Annotated in this window: 30 protein-coding genes; 23 read left to right on the top strand and 7 right to left on the bottom strand. The window is 59.3% G+C overall.

The features are described 5' to 3' along the window. Positions 1-10: 10 nt before the first annotated feature. Positions 11-1639, bottom strand: a complete 1629-nt coding sequence (locus AAC850_RS03995; RefSeq protein WP_340587330.1) for a CHASE domain-containing protein — start codon at positions 1637-1639, stop codon at positions 11-13. A 306-nt stretch (positions 1640-1945) separates the two neighbouring features. Here AAC850_RS03995 and AAC850_RS04000 point away from each other — a divergent pair, with 306 nt between their 5' ends. From AAC850_RS04000 to AAC850_RS04010, 3 genes are read left to right on the top strand one after another with little or no spacing between them, the layout of a single operon-like run. Then, positions 1946-2104, top strand: coding sequence for a NepR family anti-sigma factor (locus AAC850_RS04000; RefSeq protein WP_340587331.1), 159 nt, complete (start codon positions 1946-1948; stop codon positions 2102-2104). Next, on the top strand, positions 2101-2736 hold the full coding sequence (locus tag AAC850_RS04005; protein WP_340587332.1) for a sigma-70 family RNA polymerase sigma factor: 636 nt from the start codon (positions 2101-2103) through the stop codon (positions 2734-2736). The genes AAC850_RS04000 and AAC850_RS04005 overlap by 4 nt, the downstream gene beginning before the upstream one ends. Before the next feature lie 42 nt (positions 2737-2778). Further along, the gene (locus tag AAC850_RS04010; RefSeq protein WP_340587333.1) at positions 2779-3936 is read left to right on the top strand and encodes an AI-2E family transporter; all 1158 of its coding nucleotides are present in this window, start codon (positions 2779-2781) and stop codon (positions 3934-3936) included. A 64-nt stretch (positions 3937-4000) separates the two neighbouring features. Here AAC850_RS04010 and AAC850_RS04015 read toward each other — a convergent pair whose 3' ends face one another. Beyond that, on the bottom strand, positions 4001-4612 hold the full coding sequence (locus AAC850_RS04015; protein WP_340587334.1) for a superoxide dismutase: 612 nt from the start codon (positions 4610-4612) through the stop codon (positions 4001-4003). A gap of 180 nt (positions 4613-4792) precedes the next feature. Here AAC850_RS04015 and glmM point away from each other — a divergent pair, with 180 nt between their 5' ends. Genes glmM through thiD form a run of 3 tightly spaced genes read left to right on the top strand, consistent with a single transcriptional unit; the run spans position 4793 to position 7103 of the window. Beyond that, positions 4793-6130 carry a phosphoglucosamine mutase gene (gene glmM, locus AAC850_RS04020; protein WP_340587335.1) on the top strand — a complete coding sequence of 446 codons (1338 nt, stop codon included), beginning with the start codon at positions 4793-4795 and terminating at the stop codon, positions 6128-6130. Further along, the gene (locus AAC850_RS04025) at positions 6130-6354 is read left to right on the top strand and encodes a DUF1272 domain-containing protein (RefSeq protein WP_340587509.1); all 225 of its coding nucleotides are present in this window, start codon (positions 6130-6132) and stop codon (positions 6352-6354) included. The genes glmM and AAC850_RS04025 overlap by 1 nt, the downstream gene beginning before the upstream one ends. Beyond that, the gene (thiD, locus tag AAC850_RS04030; RefSeq protein WP_340587336.1) at positions 6351-7103 is read left to right on the top strand and encodes a bifunctional hydroxymethylpyrimidine kinase/phosphomethylpyrimidine kinase; all 753 of its coding nucleotides are present in this window, start codon (positions 6351-6353) and stop codon (positions 7101-7103) included. The genes AAC850_RS04025 and thiD overlap by 4 nt, the downstream gene beginning before the upstream one ends. A 12-nt stretch (positions 7104-7115) precedes the next feature. On the opposite strand, the gene purU is transcribed toward thiD, so the two are convergent. The 3 genes from purU to AAC850_RS04045 form a co-directional block, all read right to left on the bottom strand. Then, positions 7116-7991 carry a formyltetrahydrofolate deformylase gene (purU, locus tag AAC850_RS04035; RefSeq protein WP_340587337.1) on the bottom strand — a complete coding sequence of 292 codons (876 nt, stop codon included), beginning with the start codon at positions 7989-7991 and terminating at the stop codon, positions 7116-7118. A gap of 21 nt (positions 7992-8012) precedes the next feature. Next, positions 8013-8903 (bottom strand): LOG family protein, encoded by an 891-nt coding sequence (locus AAC850_RS04040; RefSeq protein ID WP_340587338.1) that lies wholly within the window; start codon positions 8901-8903, stop codon positions 8013-8015. 102 nt (positions 8904-9005) lie between these two features. Continuing rightward, a complete protein-coding gene (locus AAC850_RS04045; protein WP_340587339.1) occupies positions 9006-9707 on the bottom strand; it encodes a M23 family metallopeptidase in 702 nt (233 codons plus the stop codon). Between the two features lie 334 nt (positions 9708-10041). Here AAC850_RS04045 and AAC850_RS04050 point away from each other — a divergent pair, with 334 nt between their 5' ends. The 15 genes from AAC850_RS04050 to AAC850_RS04120 all read left to right on the top strand — a co-directional run bounded on the left by AAC850_RS04050 (position 10042) and on the right by AAC850_RS04120 (position 23254). Continuing rightward, the gene (locus AAC850_RS04050) at positions 10042-10818 is read left to right on the top strand and encodes a hypothetical protein (RefSeq protein WP_340587340.1); all 777 of its coding nucleotides are present in this window, start codon (positions 10042-10044) and stop codon (positions 10816-10818) included. 81 nt (positions 10819-10899) lie between these two features. Then, the gene (locus tag AAC850_RS04055; protein ID WP_340587341.1) at positions 10900-11145 is read left to right on the top strand and encodes a hypothetical protein; all 246 of its coding nucleotides are present in this window, start codon (positions 10900-10902) and stop codon (positions 11143-11145) included. Between the two features lie 461 nt (positions 11146-11606). Further along, the gene (locus AAC850_RS04060; protein ID WP_340587342.1) at positions 11607-11864 is read left to right on the top strand and encodes a Flp family type IVb pilin; all 258 of its coding nucleotides are present in this window, start codon (positions 11607-11609) and stop codon (positions 11862-11864) included. Positions 11865-11958: 94 nt separating this feature from the next. Further along, entirely contained in the window at positions 11959-12894 is a 936-nt protein-coding gene (gene cpaB, locus AAC850_RS04065) for a Flp pilus assembly protein CpaB (RefSeq protein WP_340587343.1), read from the top strand. 2 nt (positions 12895-12896) lie between these two features. Continuing rightward, positions 12897-14303, top strand: a complete 1407-nt coding sequence (locus AAC850_RS04070; RefSeq protein ID WP_340587344.1) for a type II and III secretion system protein family protein — start codon at positions 12897-12899, stop codon at positions 14301-14303. Next, on the top strand, positions 14293-14580 hold the full coding sequence (locus AAC850_RS04075; protein WP_340587345.1) for a hypothetical protein: 288 nt from the start codon (positions 14293-14295) through the stop codon (positions 14578-14580). The genes AAC850_RS04070 and AAC850_RS04075 overlap by 11 nt, the downstream gene beginning before the upstream one ends. A gap of 12 nt (positions 14581-14592) precedes the next feature. Continuing rightward, complete coding sequence (locus AAC850_RS04080; protein WP_340587346.1) at positions 14593-16197, top strand: pilus assembly protein TadG-related protein; 1605 nt, start codon at positions 14593-14595, stop codon at positions 16195-16197. Then, positions 16194-16721, top strand: a complete 528-nt coding sequence (locus AAC850_RS04085; protein ID WP_340587347.1) for a TadE/TadG family type IV pilus assembly protein — start codon at positions 16194-16196, stop codon at positions 16719-16721. Before AAC850_RS04080 ends, AAC850_RS04085 begins: the two co-directional genes overlap by 4 nt. Then, positions 16718-17335 (top strand): TadE/TadG family type IV pilus assembly protein, encoded by a 618-nt coding sequence (locus AAC850_RS04090; protein WP_340587348.1) that lies wholly within the window; start codon positions 16718-16720, stop codon positions 17333-17335. The genes AAC850_RS04085 and AAC850_RS04090 overlap by 4 nt, the downstream gene beginning before the upstream one ends. A gap of 50 nt (positions 17336-17385) precedes the next feature. Then, the gene (locus tag AAC850_RS04095) at positions 17386-18534 is read left to right on the top strand and encodes a CpaE/TadZ family protein (RefSeq protein ID WP_340587349.1); all 1149 of its coding nucleotides are present in this window, start codon (positions 17386-17388) and stop codon (positions 18532-18534) included. Positions 18535-18650: 116 nt separating this feature from the next. Further along, positions 18651-19961 carry a TadA family conjugal transfer-associated ATPase gene (locus AAC850_RS04100; protein ID WP_340587511.1) on the top strand — a complete coding sequence of 437 codons (1311 nt, stop codon included), beginning with the start codon at positions 18651-18653 and terminating at the stop codon, positions 19959-19961. A 3-nt stretch (positions 19962-19964) separates the two neighbouring features. Further along, entirely contained in the window at positions 19965-20966 is a 1002-nt protein-coding gene (locus tag AAC850_RS04105; RefSeq protein ID WP_340587350.1) for a type II secretion system F family protein, read from the top strand. 1 nt (position 20967) lies between these two features. Further along, complete coding sequence (locus tag AAC850_RS04110; RefSeq protein ID WP_340587351.1) at positions 20968-21942, top strand: type II secretion system F family protein; 975 nt, start codon at positions 20968-20970, stop codon at positions 21940-21942. Positions 21943-21947: 5 nt separating this feature from the next. Beyond that, the gene (locus tag AAC850_RS04115) at positions 21948-22802 is read left to right on the top strand and encodes a tetratricopeptide repeat protein (protein ID WP_340587352.1); all 855 of its coding nucleotides are present in this window, start codon (positions 21948-21950) and stop codon (positions 22800-22802) included. A 14-nt stretch (positions 22803-22816) separates the two neighbouring features. Continuing rightward, positions 22817-23254, top strand: a complete 438-nt coding sequence (locus AAC850_RS04120) for an A24 family peptidase (protein WP_340587353.1) — start codon at positions 22817-22819, stop codon at positions 23252-23254. A gap of 25 nt (positions 23255-23279) precedes the next feature. On the opposite strand, the gene AAC850_RS04125 is transcribed toward AAC850_RS04120, so the two are convergent. Both AAC850_RS04125 and AAC850_RS04130 read right to left on the bottom strand, forming a co-directional pair. Further along, positions 23280-23663 carry a hypothetical protein gene (locus AAC850_RS04125; RefSeq protein WP_340587354.1) on the bottom strand — a complete coding sequence of 128 codons (384 nt, stop codon included), beginning with the start codon at positions 23661-23663 and terminating at the stop codon, positions 23280-23282. Next, positions 23660-24529 carry a DUF2391 family protein gene (locus tag AAC850_RS04130; RefSeq protein ID WP_340587355.1) on the bottom strand — a complete coding sequence of 290 codons (870 nt, stop codon included), beginning with the start codon at positions 24527-24529 and terminating at the stop codon, positions 23660-23662. The genes AAC850_RS04125 and AAC850_RS04130 overlap by 4 nt, the downstream gene beginning before the upstream one ends. A 142-nt stretch (positions 24530-24671) precedes the next feature. On the opposite strand from AAC850_RS04130, the gene gntA reads away from it, so the two are divergent. Both gntA and AAC850_RS04140 read left to right on the top strand, forming a co-directional pair. Further along, positions 24672-25376 carry a guanitoxin biosynthesis heme-dependent pre-guanitoxin N-hydroxylase GntA gene (gntA, locus tag AAC850_RS04135; RefSeq protein WP_340587356.1) on the top strand — a complete coding sequence of 235 codons (705 nt, stop codon included), beginning with the start codon at positions 24672-24674 and terminating at the stop codon, positions 25374-25376. Further along, positions 25373-25960 carry a DUF1989 domain-containing protein gene (locus AAC850_RS04140; RefSeq protein WP_340587357.1) on the top strand — a complete coding sequence of 196 codons (588 nt, stop codon included), beginning with the start codon at positions 25373-25375 and terminating at the stop codon, positions 25958-25960. Before gntA ends, AAC850_RS04140 begins: the two co-directional genes overlap by 4 nt. Positions 25961-25992: the final 32 nt, after the last annotated feature.

Here is a 25992-nt window from a genome sequence, read left to right on the forward strand (position 1 = left end):
CAGCGCCGCGCTAACTGTCCTCGTGAAAGGCTGCGGGCTTGTCGCGCCCGGCGCGGATCATGAATTCGGTTGCCCGGCGTACCGGGATCATCAGCACGCAGCGCACTCCTTCAGGATCGAAATCCAGTTCTACTGGATGGCGCAATTCATGCGCAACAATACGCTCGATCAAATCGGTGCCGAACCCGCGAGTGCGTTCCTGCGAAACAGGCGGCCCGCCCCGCTCGAGCCATTCCACCCGAACGGTCGTTGGGTCTACGAGCTTCCAGTTGATCGAAACAGTCCCTTCCGATTGGCTCAGCGCACCATATTTGGCAGCATTTGTGGCGAGTTCATGAATTGCGAGCCCCAGTGAAAGTGCATCGTTGGGCGCTAACTCCACGGCTGGTCCGGTCATTTCCACCCTTCGGTCGGCTCCATGCGCATAGGGCAACAATTCAGCCTCCAGCACGGCCTCTACAGGGGTCGAGCCCCAGTCCGATTGCGTCAGCAAGTCATGCGTGGCTGAAAGAGCCCTGATACGTCCGTCGAGCGAGTTCGCGAAATCCTCTACCTTGTCCGCGCGGCGACGCGTCAGGGCGATGATCGAAAGGACATTGGCAAGTGTATTCTTGACCCGGTGGTTGAGTTCCCGGGTAAGCGAATTACGGATCGAAGCCTGTTCCTCGAACCATGCGAGCGATGCCTCATCTTCCTGCGCCTGCTGGGTGAGCATCCGTACCAGCAGCATCAGGAGTGCAGCAACCAGCAGCCCAAAGATAAGCGTCGCCATCGACAGGCCAGATAGGCCGGGCGCGGCGCGCGAACTGGTAACGAGAACCCACGGGTTATTGGCAATGGTCAGGTTCTGGCGGACCTGTTGCAAGCCGTCCATGTCGGCGTTTGCGGCGAAAGTGCTTGCGAGCAGGGATTGCGGGTCCGGCTCCCCATCGTACAGTTCCACCCCGAACGCGCCGACGTCCTCCAGCGCGAGGGCACTCTGCAGGAAATCGGTGGCGTTGAACGGACTGTAGATGAACCCCTTGAGAGCTCGTCCACCAGCGCTCGCTTCGAACACGGGCATATAGACCAGGAATCCGGGCGATCCCCCAGACCCCTCCTGCCGCAAGACGATCTTGTCGGTGGCCGTGGGGCGTGCGCTGCGCTCAGCCTCCTGCATCGCGGCGCGGCGTGTAGGTTCGGAAAACATGTCGAAGCCCAAGGCACGGCGATTGCGCTCGGTATCGGGCTGCAGATAGGTCACCGGGATTGAATAGGGCTGGCTCCCGTCGGGCTGGGGGTAAAGCTCGTAACTGCCCACACCCAGTTCGGCAGCCTCGGCGTTGAACTCTTCGACCTGCGAGGGCGTGACAACTTTCGCCCATCCAATCCCTTCCGCACCGCGGTAGTCGGCATCAAGCCGCAATTCCGACACAAACCGGCGGAAATCATCGGCCGGGACTTCATCCATGGTGGAAAGGAGCGCGGCGCCCGCGCGCAAATAGGCACTGCTGGCATTTGCTCGTCGCTCGAGCGCCGACGCGATTGCAACCGAGCGAGCGTTAAGCTGCGCCTCGTCACGCTGCGCCTCACCGCGTTCGATGGCAAAAATGCTGAGCACCGTGATCGCGGCGATGAGGCAGAAGATGCCGAGCGGCATGCCGCGCGGGTAGCGCAGCAGCCACCGCTTCGTCCTGCTCCTTCGGCCCGTCTGCTGCTGCAAAAAATCACTCCTCGGCTGCGGGTGCAACCGCCGCTATGGCCCCTTAATCACCAGACAAATCGCGTCAATGCAATCGGCCCGGCGCACAAAACGTGTTATGCGGGGAACCGGATGAGCAGCGTTTCGTTCCAAAACTACGCTCTGGACAATAATATTTAGTGGCCCTCCGATTGAACTTTGCTTCAGGACAGGGCCAGCGACGGGAAAAAGCAAGAACACATGGCATCCGACAAGGACGACAAAATGGCAACGACGCCGGCCAAGAAGGCTGAAGGCTGCGGCGCTGGTGAAGCGGATTGGACCTCCGGGCTCAAACGCCTGTACGATAGTGTGCTGGACGAACCATTGCCCGATAGTTTCAAGGACTTGCTCTCGAAGCTGGACGAAAACGGGGCCAAATGAGCAAACAGGCAACCAAGCGAGAGCTGCCCGAGCGCAGCGAAGCGGACAAGCACGCCTTCAAGCGGGAGCTGACCGAGGTCGTACCGCATCTGCGCGCATTCGCACGCGGTCTTTGTGGGCGTCCCGACATGGCCGACGATCTGGTGCAGGAAGCATTGCTAAAGGCTTGGGCAGCGCAGCAACGCTTCGAACCGGGTACATCGATGCGCGCATGGACATTCGTGATCCTGCGCAACGCCTATCTCACCGACATGCGTCGCAACCGCTTTCGCGGTGAGTATGATGAAGGCGTAGCCGAACGGATCCTGACGGCACCGGCTGGCCAGGAAGAACCGATCCACCTGTCCGACTTGCACCGAGCCTTGCTGACCTTGCCGCCCGAAAGGCGCGAGGCACTTTTGCTCGTTGGAGCGGGCGGATTTTCCTACGAAGAGGCAGCCAATATCTGCGGCTGCGCAGTTGGCACGATCAAGAGCCGGGTGGGCCGCGCACGTGCCGCGCTGTCCAGCATGATCGAGGATGGCGATATTCCCGACCGGGCACTCACCGATCCGGCGGCACACCGTGCGATCCTGGAGGAACTGGATGAAGTCGCGGCCGGGCGTGGCGAAGCGGCGGCAACGAACAAGTAATCCGCCATCGGCGCGGGGGCAACAGGGACAGGAACCGCGTAGATGATCGCGTCTGGAGACAATTCCGAAACCAGCTCTCCGGACCAGCCGGAAACGAGTCCGCTTACATTTGCCGCGCAGGAAGTGCGGCTGATTTCCGCATTGGTCATGCTGCTAACCATCGGCCTGTTCCTCGCCTTGCCGTTCGTATTGTCGATCGGTTCGGTGGTGTTCCTGCCGCTTTTCGGCGGTGTTATTCTCACCATCATCCTCTCGCCACTGGCAGACAAGCTGGCGGGATGGGGCATTCCCAACTTTCTCGCCTCGCTTCTCGCGCTGCTGGTCTTTTTCGCGATTCTGGCACTGGCTTTGATGGCCGTCTTTACTCCTGCCATATCGCTCTATGACGAAATCCCCGACATGGCCCGGCAAGTGGGTGCCCATTTCAGCGATCTGCAGATGACATTTGCCTGGGTTGGCGAACTGAACAGCCAGCTGGCGGCCTTGACCGGTGATGGGGAACAGCAAGTGGTGCTGGCTGGACCGACCATGCTCGAACAGCTGGCCTTTGCCACGCCAACCGTACTGCTCGAATTGTTGCTCACCTTTCTCCTCGCATTCTTCATGATCGAGGCGCGCGTGCGAATGCGTCGCCGCCTGCTGCTCGAGCGCCAGCAGGTAGGTGCCAGCCTCAAGGCGGCACGGGCGATGCGCGAAGTGCAGGACAGGGTGGCGGCCTATATCCTGACTGTCGGCCTCATCAATACGGGCGTTGGCATTGTGGTGGCCCTGGGTGCTTGGGCATTGGGCATGGATGCGCCGATCATGTGGGGCGGGCTTGCCGCACTTCTCAACTTCGTCCCCTATATCGGCCCGCTGCTGATGGTGGTGCTGCTAGGGCTGTTCGGACTTGGTTCGGCGGATTCTGTCCTTGTCGGGCTGATCCCCGCGGCAGCATATTTCGGTCTGCATACGATCGAAGCCAACGTGGTAACGCCAAGCGTTCTTGGCGCGCGCTTCACGATGAACCCGATCGCCATCCTGCTGGCACTGTCATATTTCGGCTGGATCTGGGGCGTAGCCGGAGCCCTGCTTTCGGTCCCGATCCTGCTGACATTGACCGCGCTGGTCGATCATCTTGGAAGGCCCAATATCATCGGCTTCATCTTCGGCGAGCCGCTGTTCGCCACCAACGTCCTCGACTTGCAGAACGAGGACTGACCAAACGACAAAGGCCCGCATCCCACCGGGATACGGGCCTTCGACAAACTTCTGGATCGCCAGATCAGGCGGAATATGCCCAGACCGAACCGCGTTCGAGATTGTCGGCAGCGAAGTCCCAGTTCAGGTGATCGTCCACCACAGCCGAAAGATAGCTGGGGCGCGCGTTCTGGTGGTCGAGATAATAGGCGTGTTCCCACAGGTCGATCACGAGCAGCGGATTGCCGCCCTGGTCGACAAGCGTATCGGCATCGTGTGTATCGGTGACTTCGAGCTTGCCGCCCTTTTCGACTAGCCAGACCCAGCCGCTGGCGAAATGGCCGGCGCCCTTGCTCTTGAGCAGGTCCTTGAGTTCGGTGAGCGAGCCGAAGCATTCCTCGATCTTCGCAGCCAGCTCGCCGGTCGGGCCGGTGCTCTGCGGGGCGAGCGAGTGCCAGTAGAAGCCGTGGTTCCAGACCTGCGCAGAATTGTTGAACAGACCCTGGTCGCTTCCGCGCGAGGCGGCGACAACGTCTTCCAGCGACTTGTTCGCAAGGTCCGTGCCTTCGACGGCGGCGTTGGTCTTGTCGACATAGGCCTGGTGGTGCTTGCCATGATGGTAGCTGAATGTTTCAGCCGTAATCGCCGGAGCGAGTGCTTCTGCATCATAGGGCAAGGGCATAAGTGTGAAAGCCATGGGTCTGCGTCCTTCCTGAGTGTGAAAATCGGGTCCTGCCTAGGCAACGCCCAAAGCGCGGTGAAGTTGCATGTACGTCCCGTATAATAGGATGCAACCCTGCCGACCAGCTTGACGCGTGACAATACGGGCGCAAGGCGGCATTGAGAGCACGCAAGCTTATCGCGGCAAGAGAGATTTATGGGACGCACCTATTTCGGCACAGACGGCATTCGCGGCCGTGCCAATGGCAAAAAACTGAACGCCGCTATTGCCATGAAAGTCGGGCAGGCCGCCGGGCGCCACTTCCTGCGCGGCGATCACAAGCACCGCGTGGTGATCGGCAAGGACACGCGACTGTCGGGATACATGATGGAGAACGCCTTGGTCGCGGGCTTCACCAGCGTCGGCATGGACGTGATCATGACCGGCCCCTTGCCCACTCCGGCCGTCGCCCTGCTCACCCGCGAAATGCGCGCCGATATCGGCGTGATGATATCTGCCAGCCACAATCTGTTTCCCGATAATGGCATCAAGCTGTTCGGTCCCGATGGCTTCAAGCTTTCCGATGCGGACGAGGAAGCTATCGAGCGTGCCATGGAAGAGGACCAGCCGCTGGCCGAAGGCGACGCCATCGGCCGGGCGCGGCGGATCGAGGATGCGCGCGGACGCTACATCCACGCGGTCAAGCGTTCGCTGCCCGAAGATGTGCGGCTCGACGGGCTCAAGATCGTCGTCGATTGCGCGCATGGCGCTGCCTACAATGTTACCCCGACCGCATTGTGGGAGCTGGGAGCGAAGGTCATCGCAATGGGTGTCGAACCAAATGGCCGCAACATCAATGACGGCGTCGGTTCGACCGATCTCGATGCCATCAAGGCCCGTGTGGTAGAGGAAGGCGCCGACATCGGCATCGCGCTCGATGGCGATGCCGACCGCCTGATCGTGATCGACGAGAAGGGCCAGAAGGTCGATGGCGACCAGATCATGGCGCTCATCGGTTCGCGCTGGGCCAAGGACGGGCGGCTCAAGGGCGGCGGCGTGGTCGCGACGATCATGTCCAATCTCGGGCTCGAACGCTTCCTTGAGGCGCAAGGATTGTCGCTCATCCGCACCAAGGTCGGTGATCGCTACGTGCTCGAAGCGATGAAGGCGGGCGGATATAATGTCGGCGGAGAACAGTCAGGACATATGATCCTGCTCGATCACGCGACCACGGGCGACGGCACGATTGCGGCGTTGCAAGTACTCGCCGCGCTGGTGCGGACGGGCAAGCCGGCGAGCGAGCTCCTGCACCTGTTCGATCCGGTCCCGCAGCTTCTCAAGAATGTTACCTACGACGGCAGCGACCCGCTGGAAGTCGAGAGCGTGAAAGACGCGATTGCCGCGGGCAAGGGGCAGCTTGGTGGCAGTGGCCGCGTCGTCATTCGCAAATCGGGGACCGAGCCGGTTATCCGCGTAATGGCCGAAGGCGATGACGAAACGCTCGTCACAAGCGTAGTCGACGATATTTGCGCAGCAGTGGAGAAGGCCGCCTGATGCTGGAAATGCGGCCAGATTGCGAGCGGTGCGGGTCAGACCTGCCCGCGCATTTGCCGGGCGCTTTTATATGCAGTTTCGAATGCACCTTCTGCGCCACCTGCTCGCACGATCTTGACGACACTTGCCCCAATTGCGGAGGCGAAATGCTCGACAGGCCGACGCGCCGCGGGGTCGCGCTGGAGAAGAACCCGGCCAGCACGAAACGCCGCTTCACCGGATGAGTGCGCGCCCTCCCCGCATCCTAGCCATCGCCGGGTCGGACAGTTCGGGCGGCGCGGGCATACAGGCCGACATCAAGACCATCACAATGCTCGGCGGTTATGCGATGACCGCAGTTACCGCGCTTACTGCGCAAAACACCCGCGGTGTGCACGGTGTTGAAGCGATGGCGCCCGATTTCGTCGCCGCGCAAATCGATGCCTGCCTAGAAGACATCGGTGTCGATGCGGTGAAGATCGGCATGATTGGCAGCGCCGACATTGCTGAAGTGGTGGCTGATCGTCTGGAAGACCTGCCCTGCCCCATCATCTTCGATCCGGTCATGGTTGCGACCAGCGGCTCCGTACTGGCGGACCCCGCTACCATCGAAGTGTTCGAGTGGCTTATGGAGCTGGCCACGCTGACAACACCCAATGTTCCCGAACTTGAGGCTTTGGGCGGCGCGGCGGGAATGGCCGAACGACAAATTGCCTATCTCGCCAAGGGAGGTGATGCAGACGGTCCGATGGTGGAGGACCGCCTCGTGCAGCCTGGCAGGGAAGATGTCGTGTGGAATGAAGCGCGCATCGTGACCAAGCACACTCACGGCACCGGCTGCACCCTGTCCAGCGCAATCGCTACGCATATGGGGCATGGGTTGCCGCTTGAAGACGCCGTGGCGCAGGCCCGCAAATTCGTACGGGAGGCGCTGAAAGCCGCGCCCGGTTTTGGTTTTGGAAATGGCCCGCTGGGCCATCAGGCGGCTCGTTAAGTCCGATTCAACTCAGCGGAATACGATTGTCCGCGCGCCGTTCAGGAACACGCGCCGCTCCGCCGTCCAACGCACTGCACGGGCCAGTACGCGCGCCTCGATATCGCGCCCTATCTGGGCAAGCTCCTGCTCATTCGCGCGGTGGTCGACGCGTTCGACATCCTGCTCGATAATCGGACCTTCATCGAGATCGCTGGTCACGAAGTGCGCGGTCGCTCCGATCAGCTTCACGCCGCGATCGTGCGCTTTCAGGTAAGGCCGCGCGCCTTTGAAGCTGGGCAGGAAGCTGTGGTGGATATTGATGCACTTGCCGGCCAGTTGGTCGACAAGCCGAGGTGAAAGCACCTGCATGTAACGGGCGAGGACAAGATAATCCGAACCTGATGACCGGAAGATGGAAAGCATTTCGGCTTCCTGGTCTTCGCGACGTTCGGGATCAACCGGCAGATGATGATAGGGCACACCGTGCCATTCGCTCAGATCGCGCAAGTCCGGGTGGTTCGAGACGACCCCGGCTACGTCAATCGGCAGGTTTCCGGTCTTCCAGCGGTGCAGAAGATCGTTGAGGCAATGGCTACCCTTGGAAACCGCGATGAGCAGGCGCGGCGTGTGCGATGACGGCAGCAATTCCCAATCCAGGTCGAACTCGCGGGCAATCGGGGCGAACCCGTCGCGCAATTCGTCGAGAGACGCCGGAAAACCTTCCCCTGCCGGTTTGAATTCCAGCCGCAGGAAAAAAGTCCCTGCATCAAGGTCGGCATATTGCTGGCTGTCGAGAATGAAGCCGTCGATCCGTGCAAGATGCCCGGTAACCGCCGCAACGATGCCAACGCGATCGGTGCACGACAAGGTCAGGATATAGGAATCACGAGCGATGGAAGTTGTCATGATCTTGTATCGGCCTCGCGCCTAGCGCTTCAGGTCGTAGAACCCTGCAATCGCGGCCCACGCGTCTTCCGCCGTTTCGCACCATGTGATGAGGTCGAGGTCGGACTTCGAAATCGTGCCTTCTTCGGCAATCGCGTCGAAATTGACGACACGGCTCCAGAAGTCCTTACCGAACAGCAGGATCGGGATTGGTTTCATCTTGCCAGTCTGGATCAGAGTCAACAGTTCGAAGAACTCGTCGAACGTGCCAAAACCGCCGGGGAACACCGCCACCGCGCGGGCGCGCATGAGGAAGTGCATCTTGCGTAGCGCGAAATAGTGGAACTGGAAGCTGAGATAGGGTGTCACATAAGGATTGGGTGCCTGCTCATGCGGCAACACGATGTTGAGCCCGATGCTCTCGGCCCCGGCATCGCTCGCGCCCTTGTTGGCCGCCTCCATGATCGACGGGCCGCCGCCCGAACACACTACGAACTGGCGATGTCCGTCTTCGATGATGGCCTTCTCACCTGCCAGCTTCGCCAGATTATAGGCTTCCTGGTAGTATTTCGATTTCGCCGCCAGATTGCGCACGATCAGCGCCTCGTCGTCGGGCAGGTTCTCCGCCTGCTTGAGTGCTTCTTCACATGCTTCGGGCGGCGGGATGCGGGCGGAACCGTACATCACCAGCGTCGAGCCGACGCCTGCTTCTTCGAGCAACATCTCCGGCTTGAGCAATTCGAGCTGAAAGCGGACCGGGCGCAATTCCTCGCGCAGCAGGAAATCGGTGTCGCGGAATGCCAGCTTATAGGCCGGATGCATGGTTTGCGGAGTTTGCTCGGGTAGCGAGTCCGCGAATTTCGCTTCGCTATCGGCATGGTAGAAGCGGTGTTCGGTCAGTCCGCATTCGTCAGCATTGTCTTCGGCGCTCACTCAACTCTCCTGAAAGGTCTATTGCTTGGCCCTAGAGCGCGTTGGCGATGTTGGAAAGCCCGGCGGATAGAGACTTTGCCATCCACCGCCGGAATGTGTGCGTTACGATGGCGGCAGGGGATTTACCGTGCGACCGTCTACCCGCACCTCATAATGCAAGTGCGGGCCGGTAGAACGCCCTGTCGAACCGGACCTGCCGATAAACTCGCCCTCGCGCACCGACTGGCCCGGAACCACCGCGATGGACGAAAGGTGCGCATAGCGGGTCTGGACACCACCTGGATGATCGACTGTAACCAGCAAACCGTATCCGCCTTGATAACGTGCCGTGCGCACTTCGCCCTCGGCAGTGGCGACGACGGGCGTTCCGGTGGCGACCGCGAGATCGATGCCGCTATGCGACGATCCGCGCCCGCTGATCGGGTGGATCCTGTAGCCATAGCGGCTGGTCAGCCGGACGCGCGAAACCGGCAGCCGTACCGGTATCGCGCCTCCACTATCTGTCCCATAGGGGCGGATCGCGGAAAAGCGGACATTGACCATGCCGTTCTCATCTTCAGAGCGAACAGCATAGCGCCTTGCGCCGGCGACCGTGTGGAAACCGACGCTGACACGGTTGTTTGCCACCCCGCCCTGCCTGTCTGGTGAACCTATAACCGTGATCGCTGGTCGAGAGACTGGTGCAGCGGCCGGTTCGGCCTGTGTTTCGGCAGCGGTCAGTTCCTGAGCGGCGGAAGCCGAGGGTACACCAACACAGAGGATGGCGGCTCCGATGCCGGCCAGTAGTCTCGATCTTTGCCCCATGGTCTCGCCTCCCCCCGGTGCTTGCCAGTGGGCTATATTGCTCTTCAATCCGATGAAAATCCAGTTGTCTTTGCAGAGCCAGTTTTGCCAACCACTACTGGTGCAGCATTCGTCCTGCAGAACTCATTCAACAATTGGCCCTCCACCGATAACTTGTTCCATTGCTGGAAACCTCGCCGCAGACTGTTGATAAGAGACAGCTATGGGGTAGGTGACAATTAGTTAACCCTGATGTAAAACTTGCAACAACAGGGGTACGCGCTGCACTGTATTGCGGCATTAAACGGGGGTTTCAGCACACATGGTCGCGGCCGCGCCTTTTGATTTCTCATACGTGGTCAAGGCCGAAGAACTACTTTCCCTCAATTACCTGCCTGACGATCATCCGCAGCCTGTCCACGTCGAATGGATCAATCGCGCGACCGATCGCGTCATGTCTCCTTCCACCGTTGAACAATTGTTGCGCACGCTGCATTTGCCCCAGGCTTCGGCCAGTGTCCTGCAACTGCGGGAGACATCGGGCCTGCGCGCCAGCTTTGCTACCGAGCGGGAGCGCAACGATTTCGCGCGCATGTTCATGCAGGCATCGGCAGACGAAACCGCTGACAGGGCGCACCTTGTTACTGCGATCTTCCCTTCTCCCGAAGTGGCGACGCAAATGGCAGACCGCCTGGTCGATGCAGGCATTCCCAGGGAGCATATCTCCTTGTTGTGGCGTTCTCCGCTGGGTCCAGAGGGCGCAGTGTCCAGGGTTGAAGGGCACAGCACTTCGAAAGTTTTCGCAACTGTCTCGGGCGGCGGCATTGCCGGTGCCGCGGTCGGCGTAGCCGTGCTCTTGATACCGGGAGTGGGGCCGGTTGCTGCTGCTGGGGCCGTACTGGCGTCGGCTTACTCGGCAGTGGCCACAGCGAGCGGCATCATCGGCGCGACCGGTGCTGCCATGGCAACCATGCTGAGCGACCGGGATGTGGATGACTTTGCTGAAAACCATATTGAACGGCAGTTCAGGCACGGCAAGGCTTTCGTCGCAGTCAAACTCGATCAGGGGCCAATGACGCGCGAGAAAATTTCGGCTTTGCTGGAGCAAAACGAGGGCCGGTGCATTGAATAGATGAGGGGGCGACAACTAACGGAGTCATAAAATCCCTCGTTGCATAACCACATATTTACCACTTGATCCGATTGTAGCGGCATGACCCAAAGTCGCTCCAAGATCGTCCGCTTCATCCTCCGCTCGGTTGCGCTGCTGATTGCGCTCAACGAGATCCGCGGGCTCATCCTTGCCGCGCCGGTCTTCTACGCCATGTACCAGGCAGGCGGTTCGCTGATGGCAATCTGGCTTGGCATCAGCTCGCTGCTGGGTATCGCTGCCTCAGTCATAATTCCGATGTTCGCAGTAAAACGACTCGAAGCGAAATTCGCCCCGGCGGTTTCTTGACAATAGGCCAAAGGCGCATTGCAATCGCGTCAATTGTATATTTGCGACATTTAGGGCGTTTTTGAGCAGCCCGTCTTCGGTTCACTCCCACTTTCCGAATCACTTCACAACGTTTGCGACTCGGTAACTTCCCGAGTCGCGCCGAGTCGTGCGTTTTCCGTTCCGATCTGGCGCAGTTCAGAACATGGTTAATTTCCTGTTAAGCATTATGTTTAGGGTTTTAGGCTCATAACCCATTGGAAATCGGAGATGTTTTTTCCCGAGTTTAAGATTCGTTGATTCCCCACCCGATTTTACAGACCATTGTTGGCGTCGGAGGGGGCAAGTTCCTCAACGCCATAACTGATCGACACGCTTCGGACAGGGGGATTGGCGGCAGGGGTTCTACCTCAGGCAATTTGTGGGATCCGGAAATAGATGCCGGGCCATTTGGTTGAACAACTGAAAATGAGAGAATCAACATGAAAACTTTCCTGAAAAACTTCATTGTAGACGAATCGGGTGCCTCGGCAGCTGAATACGCACTGATCATCGCCGTTGTCGGCGTCGGCATCGGTGCAGCAGCACTTGCCCTGGGCAACAACGTTGAAGCTGCCGTCGGTGGCGCTGCCAACGATGTTGACAACTGCAACCAGTCGAACGACGCACCGGATGCGACTTTGGCCTCTGCACAATATACTGGTGCTGAGTGTGATGCTGGCGGCGGCGGCACTGCCTAAGTTGACCCAAAACGGGCCCCCGCGAGATTTTTCTCGCGGGGGCTCTTTTTTTTTGTTAAGCTAAATCAACAATTCACTTTCTGGGGGGAAAGTAATGGGGGGCAGAAATTTAGCGATTCTCGCGATTGCCGTAGTGCTCGGCATCATCGCAGTCGTATTGGCCAATGCCTGGTTTTCCGGAGTGGAGGAACGCCAGCAGCAAGTGGCCGAAGAGCAACAACTAACCCGTATCGTCGTCGCCACGCAGCCGCTTGAATTCGGCAGCCCACTGACGACCGAAAACCTCAGAATGCAGAATTTCCCCGCGGCATCCGTGCCGGTGGGTTCCTTCACCAGTATCGAACAGGCGATGAATGGCGGGCGCGTCGCGCTGCGGCCGATCGTTCCCGGCGAACCCGTTCTGGCCGACAAGGTCAGCGGCGCGGACGGGCGCGCAGTGCTTTCCGCCCTGCTGCCAGACGGTATGCGGGCGATCTCCATCCCCATCGGTGCAGTTACCGGCGTTTCAGGCTTCGTGCGGCCGGGCGATATTGTCGATATCATCCTCACCCGACAAATTCCCGGACCGGGTGCAAACCAAGAAGACGTGATGAACGATGTCATCATGGAAGGCGTGCCGGTGCTTGCGATCGATCAGGTTGCCAGCGACCAGGCGACAGCACCAAGCGTGGGCCGCACCGCCGTTGTCCAGGTTGACACATATGGCGCGCAGAAGCTGATCCTTGCCGACAGGCTCGGCAGGCTGACACTCGCGCTGCGCAATGTCGAAAACCAGGAACCGGGCGCGCTGACCACGGTGACCGCGCGCGATCTCGGCACTACGAGCATTTATCTCGCGGGTCGCGGCAACAACAACAACCAGACACCTTCGGCCGCATCACCCCCACCCGTGATCATTGCACCGCCGGGATATGGCGCGCCCGCGCCGCAACCGGCGGCCGCACCACCAAGACCTACGGGGCCGACAATGTCGATTATCCGCGGCACTGAATCGACCGAGTATCCGGTCGGTCGGCAAGGGGGACGCTGAAAATGACCAGACTTAAAGCTTTTTTCGCACTGGCCGCTTTTGCCGCCCTGTTCGGCGCCAACCCGGCCATCGCTCAATACGATACCGACTACGGACTTCATGCCGGCGAATTGATCGTGCCGATCAACAAGAGCCAGGTCGTCACCACCAGCGAACGGATCGACCGCGCGATGGTCGGCAATGCCGATATCGCTGATGTGCTGCCAATCTCGGAACGCTCTATCTACGTGCTCGGCAAATCGCTCGGCACGACCAGCCTTACGCTTTATGACCGCAATAACCGCGTGATCGCAGTGATGGATGTGTCCGTCGGCCCCGATGTCGACGGTATGCGCCGCCAGCTCCAGCAATTGCTGCCAGGCCAGCCCATTGAAGTGGGCCTATCCAACGGCTCGCTGGTGCTTTCGGGCACGGTGGACGATCCGGGCGCTGCCGACCGCGCGACCCGCCTCGCCAGCGCCTATGCCGGTGAGCGGGTCATCAATTTGCTCGGTATGGGGGCAAGCCAGCAGATCATGCTCGAAGTGCGCTTTGCCGAAGTCAGCAGGACGGTTGGCGAGCAATTGGGCGTTGGTGGCTTCGGAAGCAATACCAGCGGAGATTTCCGTGCGGCCATCGGCAGTGGTGCGAGCGCGACACCAGGTCCCGACGGTTCGACAGTCTTGGGTATCGGTTCCATCACCGATGCATTCGGTGTCTTCGGCGCGCTATTCGAACTGGGGGACCTCAGCGTCGAAGCCTACCTCGACACGCTCGAGCGCAATGGCCTCTCGCGCACCCTGGCAGAACCGACGCTTGTTGCCTTGTCCGGCGAAAGCGCATCGTTCCTCGCCGGCGGTGAATTCCCGGTTCCGGTGTCGCAAGGCGGCAATGACGGCAACAATGCCATCACCGTGCTGTTCAAGCCCTTTGGCGTCAGCCTGGCGTTCACACCTACCGTGCTCGGCAATGGTGTGATAAACTTGGTGGTCGAGCCCGAAGTAAGCTCTATCGATCCGAGCGCGTCGGTGACCGTCAACGGCCTGACCGTACCAGGCCTCCAGACGCGCCGCGCCCGTACCACTTTGGAGGTGCGCGATGGTGAAAGTTTTGCGATTGCCGGCCTTCTGCGTGACGAAACGCAGACTACCGTGAACCAGCTGCCGCTCCTCGGTTCCCTGCCGATCATCGGCTCGCTGTTCCGCTCGACCAGCTACCAGCGCGGAGAGACTGAACTGCTGATCGTGGTGACGCCGCGACTCGTGCAGCCGATCCGCCCTGACCAGGTGCGCATGCCGACAGACCGCGTGCCCGCACCCAGCGTGGCGGACGTGCTGCTGAATGGCGACATTTACCAGCCGCAGGACCTGGCACCCGCCGCTCCTGCGCCTCAAATCGATCAGACCGAAGGATCCGACTATGAATATTAAGAAGGGTTCCATCGCCGTTTGCGCCGCGAGCGTCCTGCTTGCCGGTTGCGCGAGCACCTACAGCGCGAAATCGGGCTTTTTCGATCCCGAGGACTTTGGCGAAGCCAACCGTCAGACCTTTGCCGCGCAGGTGGTCAATCCCGATCCGGTGTATACCAAGCCTATCGAAACCAGCGCCGAGTCGGCAGCTGCGGCGGCAGAGCGCGTTCGCACCCGAACCGTTATCCAGCCCCAAGCTGAAGGTACTACCTCGATTGGCAGCGGTGGCGGCGGATAGACGGAGGCTCCAATGTCCCTGCGTACCAACTTTCTTACGAATGAGAATGGTGCAGTCGCAGCGACCTATGCGATTGCCATCACCGGCCTCGTAATCGTCGCCGGGGCGGCGTTTGATTACAACCGCCTGATGGCGCTCGATTCCGAAATGCAGACTGCCGCTGATAATGCCGCGCTCGCTGCGGTAACCCAGCTCGACCAGACCGATGGCTCCTGCGCCAGGGCAGCAAACGCGGCGGTCGAACTGCTGCGAAACATATCTCTTATGTCGAATGACGGCGGAGGCAATACCACAAGCGTGAACGGCGGCACTACGATTGCCATTGCCGACGATGCCTGTGGATCGGTTTCCGGAGTGGTATTCTACGAAGACGCCGACAAGGTGAACGTTGCGACAACCGACGAAGATGCGAAGTTCGTCGAAGTCACCGTGGATCCGCGTCGCGGCCGCGTAGCCTTCACGTCGCTGGGCGACCTGTTCGCCCCCGAAATGCGCGGTGTCGCGCTGGCCGGGCTTGGCTCCGCGATCTGCGAAGTGCCGCCGTTGATGATCTGCAGCCCTGATCCGACCCAGCCTTTTGACGCCGATAACAAGCGCGGCATCGGTGTGCAGGCCACCGGCAATACGCAATGGGCGCCCGGCAACTTCGGTTTTCTCGAAGTGGGTTCGGGCCAGCTCAACGAACTGGCGAATGTGATCGCCTATGGCACATCATTCAACGACTGCATTGCGCTGGAAGAGGCGGACAATCCTGAAACGGGCAACGCGCAGGTGCTTTACGAAGCGCTCAATTCGCGGCTCGATATCCGCCCCGGCGGCGGCGGCACATTATCAGGTTGTGCCAATGGACTTTGTCCGGGAGCGATCAATTCGGTTACCGACCTGATCAAGCAGAACAATGGCACGACCAACAACCAGTGCCGTCTGGGCCAACAAGGCTGGAAATTGCCAGCCACGTCAAACCGCTTCGACCCGCGGCCGGCGCAAGCGGGCGATAATAGGCTGACACAAGTCCACAACACCGCGATGTCGGCGACGCCGCAGGTAATGGGGCTGACGAGGGATCTGTGCCATTACACCAATTATGGCGTTCCCTGCACCAGTGTGAATAGCGGCTACAATTACCGGTTTGGCAACGGCCACTGGGCGATTGCCGACTATTTCGCGAAGTATCATCCCTCAGTAACGCTCGCCCCGCCGACCTTCGATGTTGATGGCAACGCGATCCTGCCCCACTCGGAAATGACGCGGTACGAAGTTTACCTTTGGGAAATCAGCACCAACACCATCCCGGACGTCTCCAACGGATTCACGAACCAGTACGGTCGGCGAATTTGCCAGTTGGGCGCATCCTCTATCGACCGGCGCGTGCTGACGGTTGCGATCGTGACGAATTGCGATGAGATCAGGGGCGGTTCGACCACCGCCGATATCGACGAATGGGCCGATGTGTTCATGGTCGCTCCGGTCGTTGACGAGAATACCGAGCGCACCCGCGGTCGGGAGGCAAACTCGCTGTATGTCGAGATCATCCGGACTGCAACGCTGGGCGGCGGTGGCGGCGGATCTGCGGGCCCGCAATCTGTTCGCCGCGACAAGCCGTATCTGATCGAATGATGCAGCGCCCCGCCTTCTTTCTTTTTCGCCGCGATACGCGGGCAGCCGCAGCAGCCGAAATGGCGCTGATCCTGCCCATGGCATTTGCGCTGATTTTCACGACGATGGAAGCCGGGTACTATTTCCAGACCGAGCACAAGGCGATCAAATATGTGCGCGAAGGCGCCCGTTACGCAGCGCGGCAAAGCTTCCTCTACTATGACTGTTCGGGCGCCGGCGCTTTCGACACAGGTGCCGCAAATGCAGCCACGGTCGAAACGCAGATCAAGAACGTGACGATGACCGGTCTTGTCTCCGGAGGTAACAATCGCATTGCCGATTGGGAAGCCAGTGACATATCAATCAATGTGTCCTGCGATGACGGGTACGGAACCGGGCTTTTTGAGGGGACCGAGGACAGCAAGGCACCCAAGGTGCTTGTGGCAACGCGTTTCAGTTACACTCCCCTACTTGGATTGCTCGGCTTCGATGTCCGCGAGATTGATGTGGTCGCCCAGGCAGAATCTGTGGTCGGTGGATTATGATCTCGCTGGCCTCCTTCAAGCGCGACCAGCGCGCCAGTTCGGCAGCGGAATTTGCCCTTGTCCTGCCCGCGTTTCTGATCCTGCTGCTCGGCACGATCGATGTCGGGCGCTACATGTGGAACGTCGGCCAAGCCGAAAAAGCTACCATGATGGGGGCGCGGTATGCGGTGGTGACCAACTTGGTCCCATCCGACCTCTATACGTACAGCTTCGCCGTGGATGGCGGCATCGAGCAGGGCACCGTGGTTACTCAAACCGACTTTCCCGGTGTTACCTGCTCATCAAACAGCGGCACCGTTCAATGCCAGTGCAAGACAGGGGGGAGTTGCGCGTTCGGCCTGACCGCCGATGCCGATGCTTTCAACGCCGTCGTTCTTCGAATGCGGTCGTTCTACGGCGGGATCGGCTCCGATAATGTCGTCATCGACTATTCGTGGTCGGGCCTCGGTTATTCGGGGGATCCTCATGGAGCCGATGTCGATCCAATCGTCACGGTCTTCTTGAAAGACCTGCCGTTCAGACCGCTCATAACTGGCACAATGGGGAATTTGGGGCTGCCAGGCACCAGTCATTCGCTCACCATGGAAGATGGTGCAGGCACTCGTGGGAATTAGGCTCTGTGAATGAGATGAAGGATATTTTGAAACTTTCGAGCAGGGATGCAGTGAGCATAGCCGCCAAGACAGCTGTTGTGGCGGACGAATCTTGGATCAAAGGTATTACGGGGGGCTCCTGGGATTTCATTCCTGGCGCTAGCCTTGTTCCAATCACTGCAAACGAAAACATCGAGCGCGAACATCTTCGTGATGTCGAGCTGCTGGTCCTTGAGGTGGATGCGCATGTTCCGGCAACGCTTGACCGGCTTGCATCGGTCAAGCGGATGCAGCCGGATATGGAAGTGATTGCGGCGGTGAAGAACGCCGATCTCAAGGTCATGCGCAGTCTGTTGCGGCACGGCGTATCTGACGTTGTCAAACTCCCCTTTGAAGCAGATGAACTGATCGCGGAAATCTGCAGTGTAGGCGCTCGCCTGGCCGAAAGCCGTGATGTGCCGCTTGCACCGACCATATCCTTTGTTAGCGCACTAGGCAGGAGCGGTTCGACCTGCATCCTCCACCACCTCGCCGACACCCTGGTGCATGACAGCGACCATCCGATCCGCTGCTGCCTGATCGACCTGGATTTGCAGGCGGGGCACTTGGCAGCACACGCCGGGATCGACAATTCGCGCTCTATCCTCAGCCTCCTCGAAGCTGACGAACGGCTTGACCAGGACATGATCCGCAACGTGGCCACAAAGGCCAGCGATGGCGTCTATATTTTGCCCGCACCGAAGCAAATCTTGCCTTTGGAGCAGGTCGATACCGACCAGTTGTTGCGTATCGTCGCGCTAGCGCGAGCGGAATTCGACATTGTCCTTATAGACATGCCGTCTGCCTGGACGACCTGGTCGCTTTCCATCGCGGCAGAATCGCAGACTGTCCTGATGGTGACCGAGCAAACGCTCGACCATTTGCGGCAGGCGCGTCGATACATGGATCTCTTCCGCGAAGTGGGCATACCTGCTTCCAAGGTGCGCATTGTGGTCAACCGCTCCACGCGGACGCGTGCCCGAACGATCTCGACCCAGGATGTGGCAGACACGCTGGGCGCTGAGGTCATTTGTGAAATCAAGGAAGACCGGGGTGAACTTGTCCAGGCCGTTGATGAAGGCAAGCTGGTCACCGAACTGTCACGGCGAAACGTCTTTGCCCAGGGTATCGAGGATCTCGCTGATTCCTTTGCCGATCTCGCGAATGAAAGCCGATCATGAAATGGAATCTCAAGCACTCGCGTTTACAAACGCCTGACACGGCTTCCGATGAGGAAATCCCCGCACAGGATGTGGACGAAGCTGACGAGTTGGCACCGGACCATGCGCCAGCCAAGATGACCGTCCCCGCCGAGGTGGCTTCGGGCAAGAGCTACAATCGCTCGCTGGAATTGAAGGTTTCGATCCACAAGGCACTGCTCGACCGCATCAATCTGAGCGCGCTTGACAAGATGTCGACCGAAGAGCTGCGCAGGGGCATCAGCGAAATCGTTGCCGAACTGCTGATAGAGGAAGACGAGGTCCTCAACCGGGCTGAGCGTGAAGCGCTCATCAACGACGTATTCGACGAACTCTTCGGCCTAGGCCCGCTCGAGCCTTTGTTGCAGGACGAGGACGTCACCGATATCCTTGTGAACGGTCCGAAGAACGTGTTCGTGGAACGCTACGGCCTGCTCGAGAAGGTGCGCACCGAATTCAAGGATGAGCGCCATCTAATGCGCATCATCCAGAAGATCGTGAGCGCGGTTGGCCGCCGGATCGACGAAAGCTCGCCCTTTGTCGATGCCCGTCTTGCCGATGGCTCCCGCGTCAACGCCATTGTTGCACCGCTGGCGGTGGACGGCTCGCTCCTGTCGATCCGTAAATTCGCCAAGAAGCGGATTGGTATCGACCGTCTTATCGAACTTGAATCGATGCCTGTTGCGATGGCCGATGTGCTTTCCGCAGTCGTCCGCTCACGGCGCAACGTACTGATTTCAGGGGGTACGGGCTCGGGTAAAACCACCATGCTCAATGCCATGTCGTCCTTCATCGACGAGAAGGAACGCATCGTGACGATCGAGGACAGTGCCGAACTGCAACTGCAGCAAGAGCACGTCGCCCGGCTCGAAACACGCCCGCCCAACATCGAAGGCCGCGGCGAAGTCACCCAGCGCGACCTGGTCAAGAACGCCCTGCGTATGCGGCCCGACCGGATCATCGTAGGCGAGGTTCGTGCGGGCGAAGCCTTCGATATGCTCCAGGCCATGAACACCGGCCATGACGGATCGATGACCACGGTTCACGCCAATACGGCGCGCGATTCGCTCTCCCGTCTCGAACAGATGATCGGCATGAGCGGCATCGATATCACTTCCAAGTCGAGCCGCGCGCAGATCGCCTCGGCCATCAACGTGGTCCTTCAGGTCGGACGACTGTCTGATGGTCGACGCAAGGTGCTGAGCCTTTCGGAAATCACCGGCATGGAAGGCGATGTCGTTACCATGCAGGACATCTTCGTATTCCGCATCAAGGATCGGACGGAAGATGGCACCGTTATCGGCGATTTCGAAGCGACCGGCATCCGGCCCAAGTTCCTGGAGCACGCGAAGGCAGCAGGCATCAACCTTCCGGCGGAATTGTTCCGTCCCGACATCAAGGTGAACTGAGCCATGGGCGACATCATTTTCAGGATCGGGCTGCTGCTGGCTATATTTGCCTCGATCTTCCTTGTGAGCCAGCTGGCGCTCAATTCATTCTGGGCGCGCAACGTCCATACGCGCGCGGTCAACCAGCGCCTTTCGCTGATAAAACAAGGGTTTGACCGAGAGCAGATCGTTGCCCTCCTGCGCAAGAACCAGCCACGTGAGATCACCGGCCTGCCACCGATCCTGCAGGGTCCGGCAACCGCTTTGCAGCGAACCATCGCTGGGTCTGGCACACCCTTCTCGATAGTGCAGGTGCAATTGGGCATGGTGGTCGGTACCTTGATCGTCTTCGCGCTGATCCTTGTGCTCATCGCGACAACCGATGTGACGGCTTCTGTAGGCGTCCTGTTGCTCGCCGCAGTAATATCGCTTTGCGTAGGGATATTCCTGCCGTTGATGATCCTGTCCATGATGGCCACGCGGCGACGGCGGCGCGTCGAGGAACAGTTTCCCATCGCGCTCGACGTATTCGTGCGCGCGTTGAAGGCCGGTCACCCCATCGCATCGGCGTTGGTGATCCTTACGCAGGAGATGGAGGACCCGATCGGCAGCGAATTCGGCCTGGTGTCGGATGAAGTCTCCTACGGCTCGGAATTGACCGATGCACTGACCGAAATGGCCGAACGGTGGGACCTCGATGACATCCGCATGTTCGTCGTGTCCCTGTCGGTTCAGAGTGAAACCGGCGGCAATCTGGCGGAAATTCTCGAAAACCTCTCCGGCGTCATCCGCGAGCGCGCCTCACTCTTCTTGAAGGTGCGCGCACTGAGTTCCGAAGGACGGATGACCGGCTGGCTGCTGACCGCATTGCCAATCATCGCCTTGGTCGGGATGTTCTCGGTCAATCCCGGATTTTATCTCAGTGTCGCTGGCGAGAGCTCATTCCTGATCGGGTTTGTCGTCCTGATGGTGATGTATCTCTGCGGCTTCCTCATGATACGCAAAATGATTGATATTCAGGTCTGATATGCTTGAACAAATTCTTGCCAGTGATGTCCTTCGCCTCGCCTTGCTGATCGGGGTTTTCGTGGTCGTTGTGATCGCGAGCTTCGCAGTCATGGTTTATTACAATCGCCAGAACGCAGTGCGGGGCGAATTGAAAAAGATGCAGGATGAAGTGGCCTTCGCCGGTGCCACCATGCCATCGCATGATCGTGATAGCCGCAGTGCGTGGACGACCATGGTCGATGCTATCGAGCGCGCGGGGCTGCATCTTGGCGACACGAAGGACGTACGCCTCCGCGAAAAGATGATATCGGCCGGGTACTCCTCCCCTTCGGCGCCGCGCATCTACACACTCGTGCGCCTGGCATTGGTCTTCCTGCTGCCCGGCATTTATCTGGCCGTCGCGTTGACAAGACCGGAGCCCCCTGGGTTTCTTTCCCTTTATCTCTTCGGCTCGATCCTTGGCCTTCTTGGACTTTTTCTGCCTTCGCTATTCGTGCAGGCCAAGGCAGACCGGAGGCGCGAACTCGTCGTCAACGGCTTTCCCGATGCTCTCGACCTCATGCTGGTTTGCATGGAAGCAGGCCTCGGGGTGGAAGCCGCACTCGACAGGGTTGCGCGCGAAATCGTCACTTCGCATCCGCTGGTAGCCAGCCTTCTCGGAACTGCGGTGCTGCGATTGCGCGCAGGTTCGACGCGGGAAGAAGCGTTTCGCCATATGGCAGATGCTGCCGGGGTCGACGAGATCCGCAGCTTCACCACATTGCTCATCCAGTCGGACAAGCTGGGCACATCCGTGTCCTCAACGCTGCGCGTTTACGCAGAGGAAATGCGTGAGAAACGCCGCATGCGTGCAGAGGAAAAGGCGCACCGTCTTCCGGTGCTGATTTCAATTCCGTTGGTGGTTTTCATGCTGCCGACGATGATCGGTGTCGTCATGCTGCCAGCCGGCATCAGGATGGTACGCGATATCTTCCCTATTATGGCAGGAGGTTGAGAACAATGAAGAAACTTCATAGCGCAACACTATGTCTCGCATTTCTGGCGACCGCCGGTTGCCAGAGCTTTCCCCTGAATTTCGGCTTGCATGATCGGGCCGTCGAACCCGCATCTGCGGACATGTCGAGCTACTTTGCCCAGCGGCTTAATGACGGTCGCAGGCATCTGCAGGCAAACCGTCCGGGCGCAGCGCTCACTGCCTTCCGGCAAGCTTCCTATCATCAAGATTACGCAGGCGAAGCCTATAACGGCATGGCAATCTCCTATGACCGCATCGGACGCTATGACCTTGCCGAGCAACTCTTTGCGCGAGCCGTTGAAACGGCGCCCGACGACACGCGCTTTGCGCGCAATGCCGCCCGCTTCGAAGCAACCATGCTGGCCCGGCGCGGAGAAACCGCTGAGGTGCAGCTTGCCGAGAAGGTCGAGGAACCTGCGGCCCAGACTGCTCCGGTAAATCTTGCCGTCGCAGCGCAGGCGCTGGACGCAGAAGTCGGGCCAATGCCGGAAGAACGCCTGCAACGCGTGTCCAACCGCGAGGTCAGGATTGCAAGCCGGGACGAATGGACTTCGCGCGTGCTCGGATTTGCCCAAGCGCGTCCTGCTGTGCTGCATATACAAGGCGGATCATTCGCGGCTCTCGACCCCGCACATGAAGAGCCGCCCTATCCCGTCCGGATTGCAATGACATCGGTTCCGGTCACGCAGATCGTCACCGATCGCACCGCGTCGCACCCGGCAGCGAACTCGCATTTTGTCGGCAATGGTGGAGCAGTACGGGTCCGTGTCTCGGGAGAGCTGCGACCGCAGGAGCAGGCCGCCTATCCGATCCGTATGGCAATTGATTCGCGCCGCTGATCAAAGTGCCAGTATTGCTTTCCCTGACGCTGCTCGTCATCCTGGCGGGCGCCGGCGCAGCGTCCGACCTCGTCTCGCGCAAAATACCAAATTGGCTTAATCTTCTGATCCTAGTTGTCGGGGTGATCCTGTTGATCGTGACCGCATCTTGGAGCGGTGTCTGGCCACATCTCCTGCACTTCGCGATCGCGCTCGCAGCCTCGCTGATCCTTTTCAAATTTGGCATGTGGGGCGGCGGTGATGCGAAATTCTACAGTGCGCTGGCGGTCTGGTTCCCGCTAACCGCCGCACCCTTGCTGGCACTTTTCGTCGCCGTTTCAGGCGTGGCTGTCCTGCTGCTGATGGCGATTTGGTCGAAGTTCAAGTCGCGGCCCAATTGGTCGAGGGAGTTACCCTACGGAGCAGCGATTGCGTCCGGCGCTATAATCACAGCGGTGGTGACGGCCAACTAGATAGCAGGACACCTGACTGGGCAGCCTACGGCGCTTCGTAAGACAGTATCTTATAGGAGATTTCTGCATCAGGTGCGGGCGCATCGACCACGACTGTCACAGTCTCGCTCTCACCCAGCATGGGTATCGAGACTTCGTGAGTAGTCGAACCTGCGGTCAACTCAACATCCATCGTTCGAATGGTGGAGCTACCGACATTCCTGATTTCGACCGGCAGCAGTGTCTGACCGTTTTGCTCACGCGCCTGATCCACCTGCGGCGACAGCTCGAGCTCGATATCTTTCGGAGGCTTTGCGATCTGAAAAACAAGATATGCAATCATCGCGGCTATCGCGAAAAGCGAAATGGCGCGGATTATGTAACCCAGCACTGTGGGCGGCGTATTGTTCGATTCTGCATTGCTGCTCATAGTACCAGCCTTCCTGCTGCGCCGCCGAGTGTGGTTGCATATCCCAGAACAACCGCCTGGGGGAACCAGACCTCCATCGGATCAAATGGCGTCGAGTAGCCGAAAACCCAAAGGAGCAAGACGCTGATTGCGAATGCCGCAAGGTACGAAACCAGCGTTTCGAGCCATTCCGATGTGATGTATTTGCGTTCTGAAAGATCGCGTTGTTCAAAGCACGCCACTGCGACAACCATATACGTTACCGCGAGCGACAATACGAAGGTAGCCGCTATCAGCCACCAGTTCTGTTGTAACGTGATGACCTTGGTTTCGATGGTCGGTGCAATGTTGAAAGCGAAAAGGAAGGCACCGAGCACCGTCCCGACGAGGACTACACCATCGGGAGAGAGCCCAGTCTTGTCGGTCGCGCCCTTGTCGCCCGAACCCAACTGGTTGATCGCTACCGCTGCGCCGACGCTTGTCGGCAGCGTTTCGAGGGCGACGGTCTTCAGGATCAGTTTGGTGGAGAGTTCAGGCATGATGATCCCTGCGACGAACAAGGTAATCACGCTTGCAAAGGCGCCGATACCGAATGCGACGACGGTATCCCACCACGGCGAGTGTTCGAATCCGTCATCCTTCCGAAAGCCCGCAAACCCGATGTAATAACGCACGAGAACAAAAGTGACCGCGGCGAAGCACAACGATGTCCAATCCGGAATTGTTCGTGCGATCTGCCACATCTCCATCGTGAACAGCAGGGGCAGGGAAACAAAGAGTGCGCCGGACAACCCGCGCGCAAGATCGCGCACTTCTACTTCGCCCGCGTTGCACTCTTTTCCATCATCGCAGATGTCTTCTTTCCAGCCGGTAATTCGCAGTGCCATGACACGTCCAATCCGATTTGCTTTCTGCCGGAACATACGCCTCCAAAGCGGGTTGGTTTCCACTTTTCAGCCCACCATGGACCATGGTCTATGGTCGCTCAAAATCGCGGAACTACTTGAAAGATCGACCGTCTGATTAGGCATGAACAAGCCCTCTCTTTTCAATTCCGATCATGTGGCAGAGCGCACCCGCGAACTGACATCGGTGATCGAAACCATGGTATCCGCCGCCGACTTCCCGTGTGTCGGGGCAAAATCCGCACTCGCGCGCAAGAACCTCAAGGTGATTTCGGCTCACCGGCTCGACAGCAATTGGGACGACGTGAAGCTGCATTCCGAATTGCTCGACTGGTCGCGCACCTACCGGGATAGTGAAGGTGACCTTCGCAGTCTTGCGGTGGTGTTCGAAGGTCCGGACGACCTGACCGAAACCGAATTCGAAAAGCTCATGTGGGAACGCATCCAGTCGCTCGCCGATAAGGACGCTTGGCTCGGCCAGCCTTACGATGAGAGGGTAAGCGCCGACCCTTCCGACCCGCACTTCTCACTCAGCTTTGGTGGGGAAGCGTTCTTCGTTGTCGGGCTGCACCCCAATGCGTCACGACCCGCGCGTCGCTGTCCGCACCCTACGCTCGTCTTCAACCTGCACGACCAGTTCGAGCGGCTTCGCGAAGAGGGGCGTTACACTAGAATGCGCGAGGCCATACTCGAGCGCGACAAGAAGCTGGCTGGTAGCATAAACCCGATGCTGGCCAAGCATGGCGAATCCAGCGAGGCCCGCCAGTATAGCGGTCGCATGGTGGGCGGTGACTGGAAGTGCCCTTTCTCCGACCCGAGGGCCGCATGACCCAAACGCGGATTGCACCTCGAACTGGAACGGCATTCGAACTGGCCAAAGGCGAGACCCTGGAAATTATCGACCCTGAAGGCGGACAGGTTTCCGACCTTGTTGCGTTCAATGCCGGGGACGTACGGGAAGCAATATCCAACGGACGCACCTTCGATTACGAAGAGACGATAAAACTGACCACCGGCAATGTCCTCTGGTCCAACCGGTCAAACCCAATGCTGCGCATTGTGGTGGACGATGTCGGCGTGCATGATTTCCTGCTCACCCCGTGCAGCACCGCCACCTTCAAGCATTTTTATCCCGACAAACCGGTCCATCGCGGTTGTTTCGGCAATCTCGCGGCTGCCCTGGCACCTTACGGGATCGTAGAAGACACGATCCCTTGTGCCTTCAATGTCTTCATGAACGTGCCTGTCGATAGCGAAAGCGGCAAGCTGGAAGTCATCGCTCCGGATAGCAAGGCAGGCGACCGGCTCGTCCTGACGGCCGAGATGGACCTGATTATCGGCATGACAGCATGCAGCGCCTACGCATCCAACGGCGGATCGTTCAAGCCGATCGATTACAAGGTTTACGCGTAAGGCCGGGAAACGCCCGCGCCCTTGATGCATTC

This window comes from Erythrobacter alti, from assembly GCF_037996805.1.
Taxonomy (GTDB): domain Bacteria; phylum Pseudomonadota; class Alphaproteobacteria; order Sphingomonadales; family Sphingomonadaceae; genus Alteraurantiacibacter; species Alteraurantiacibacter alti.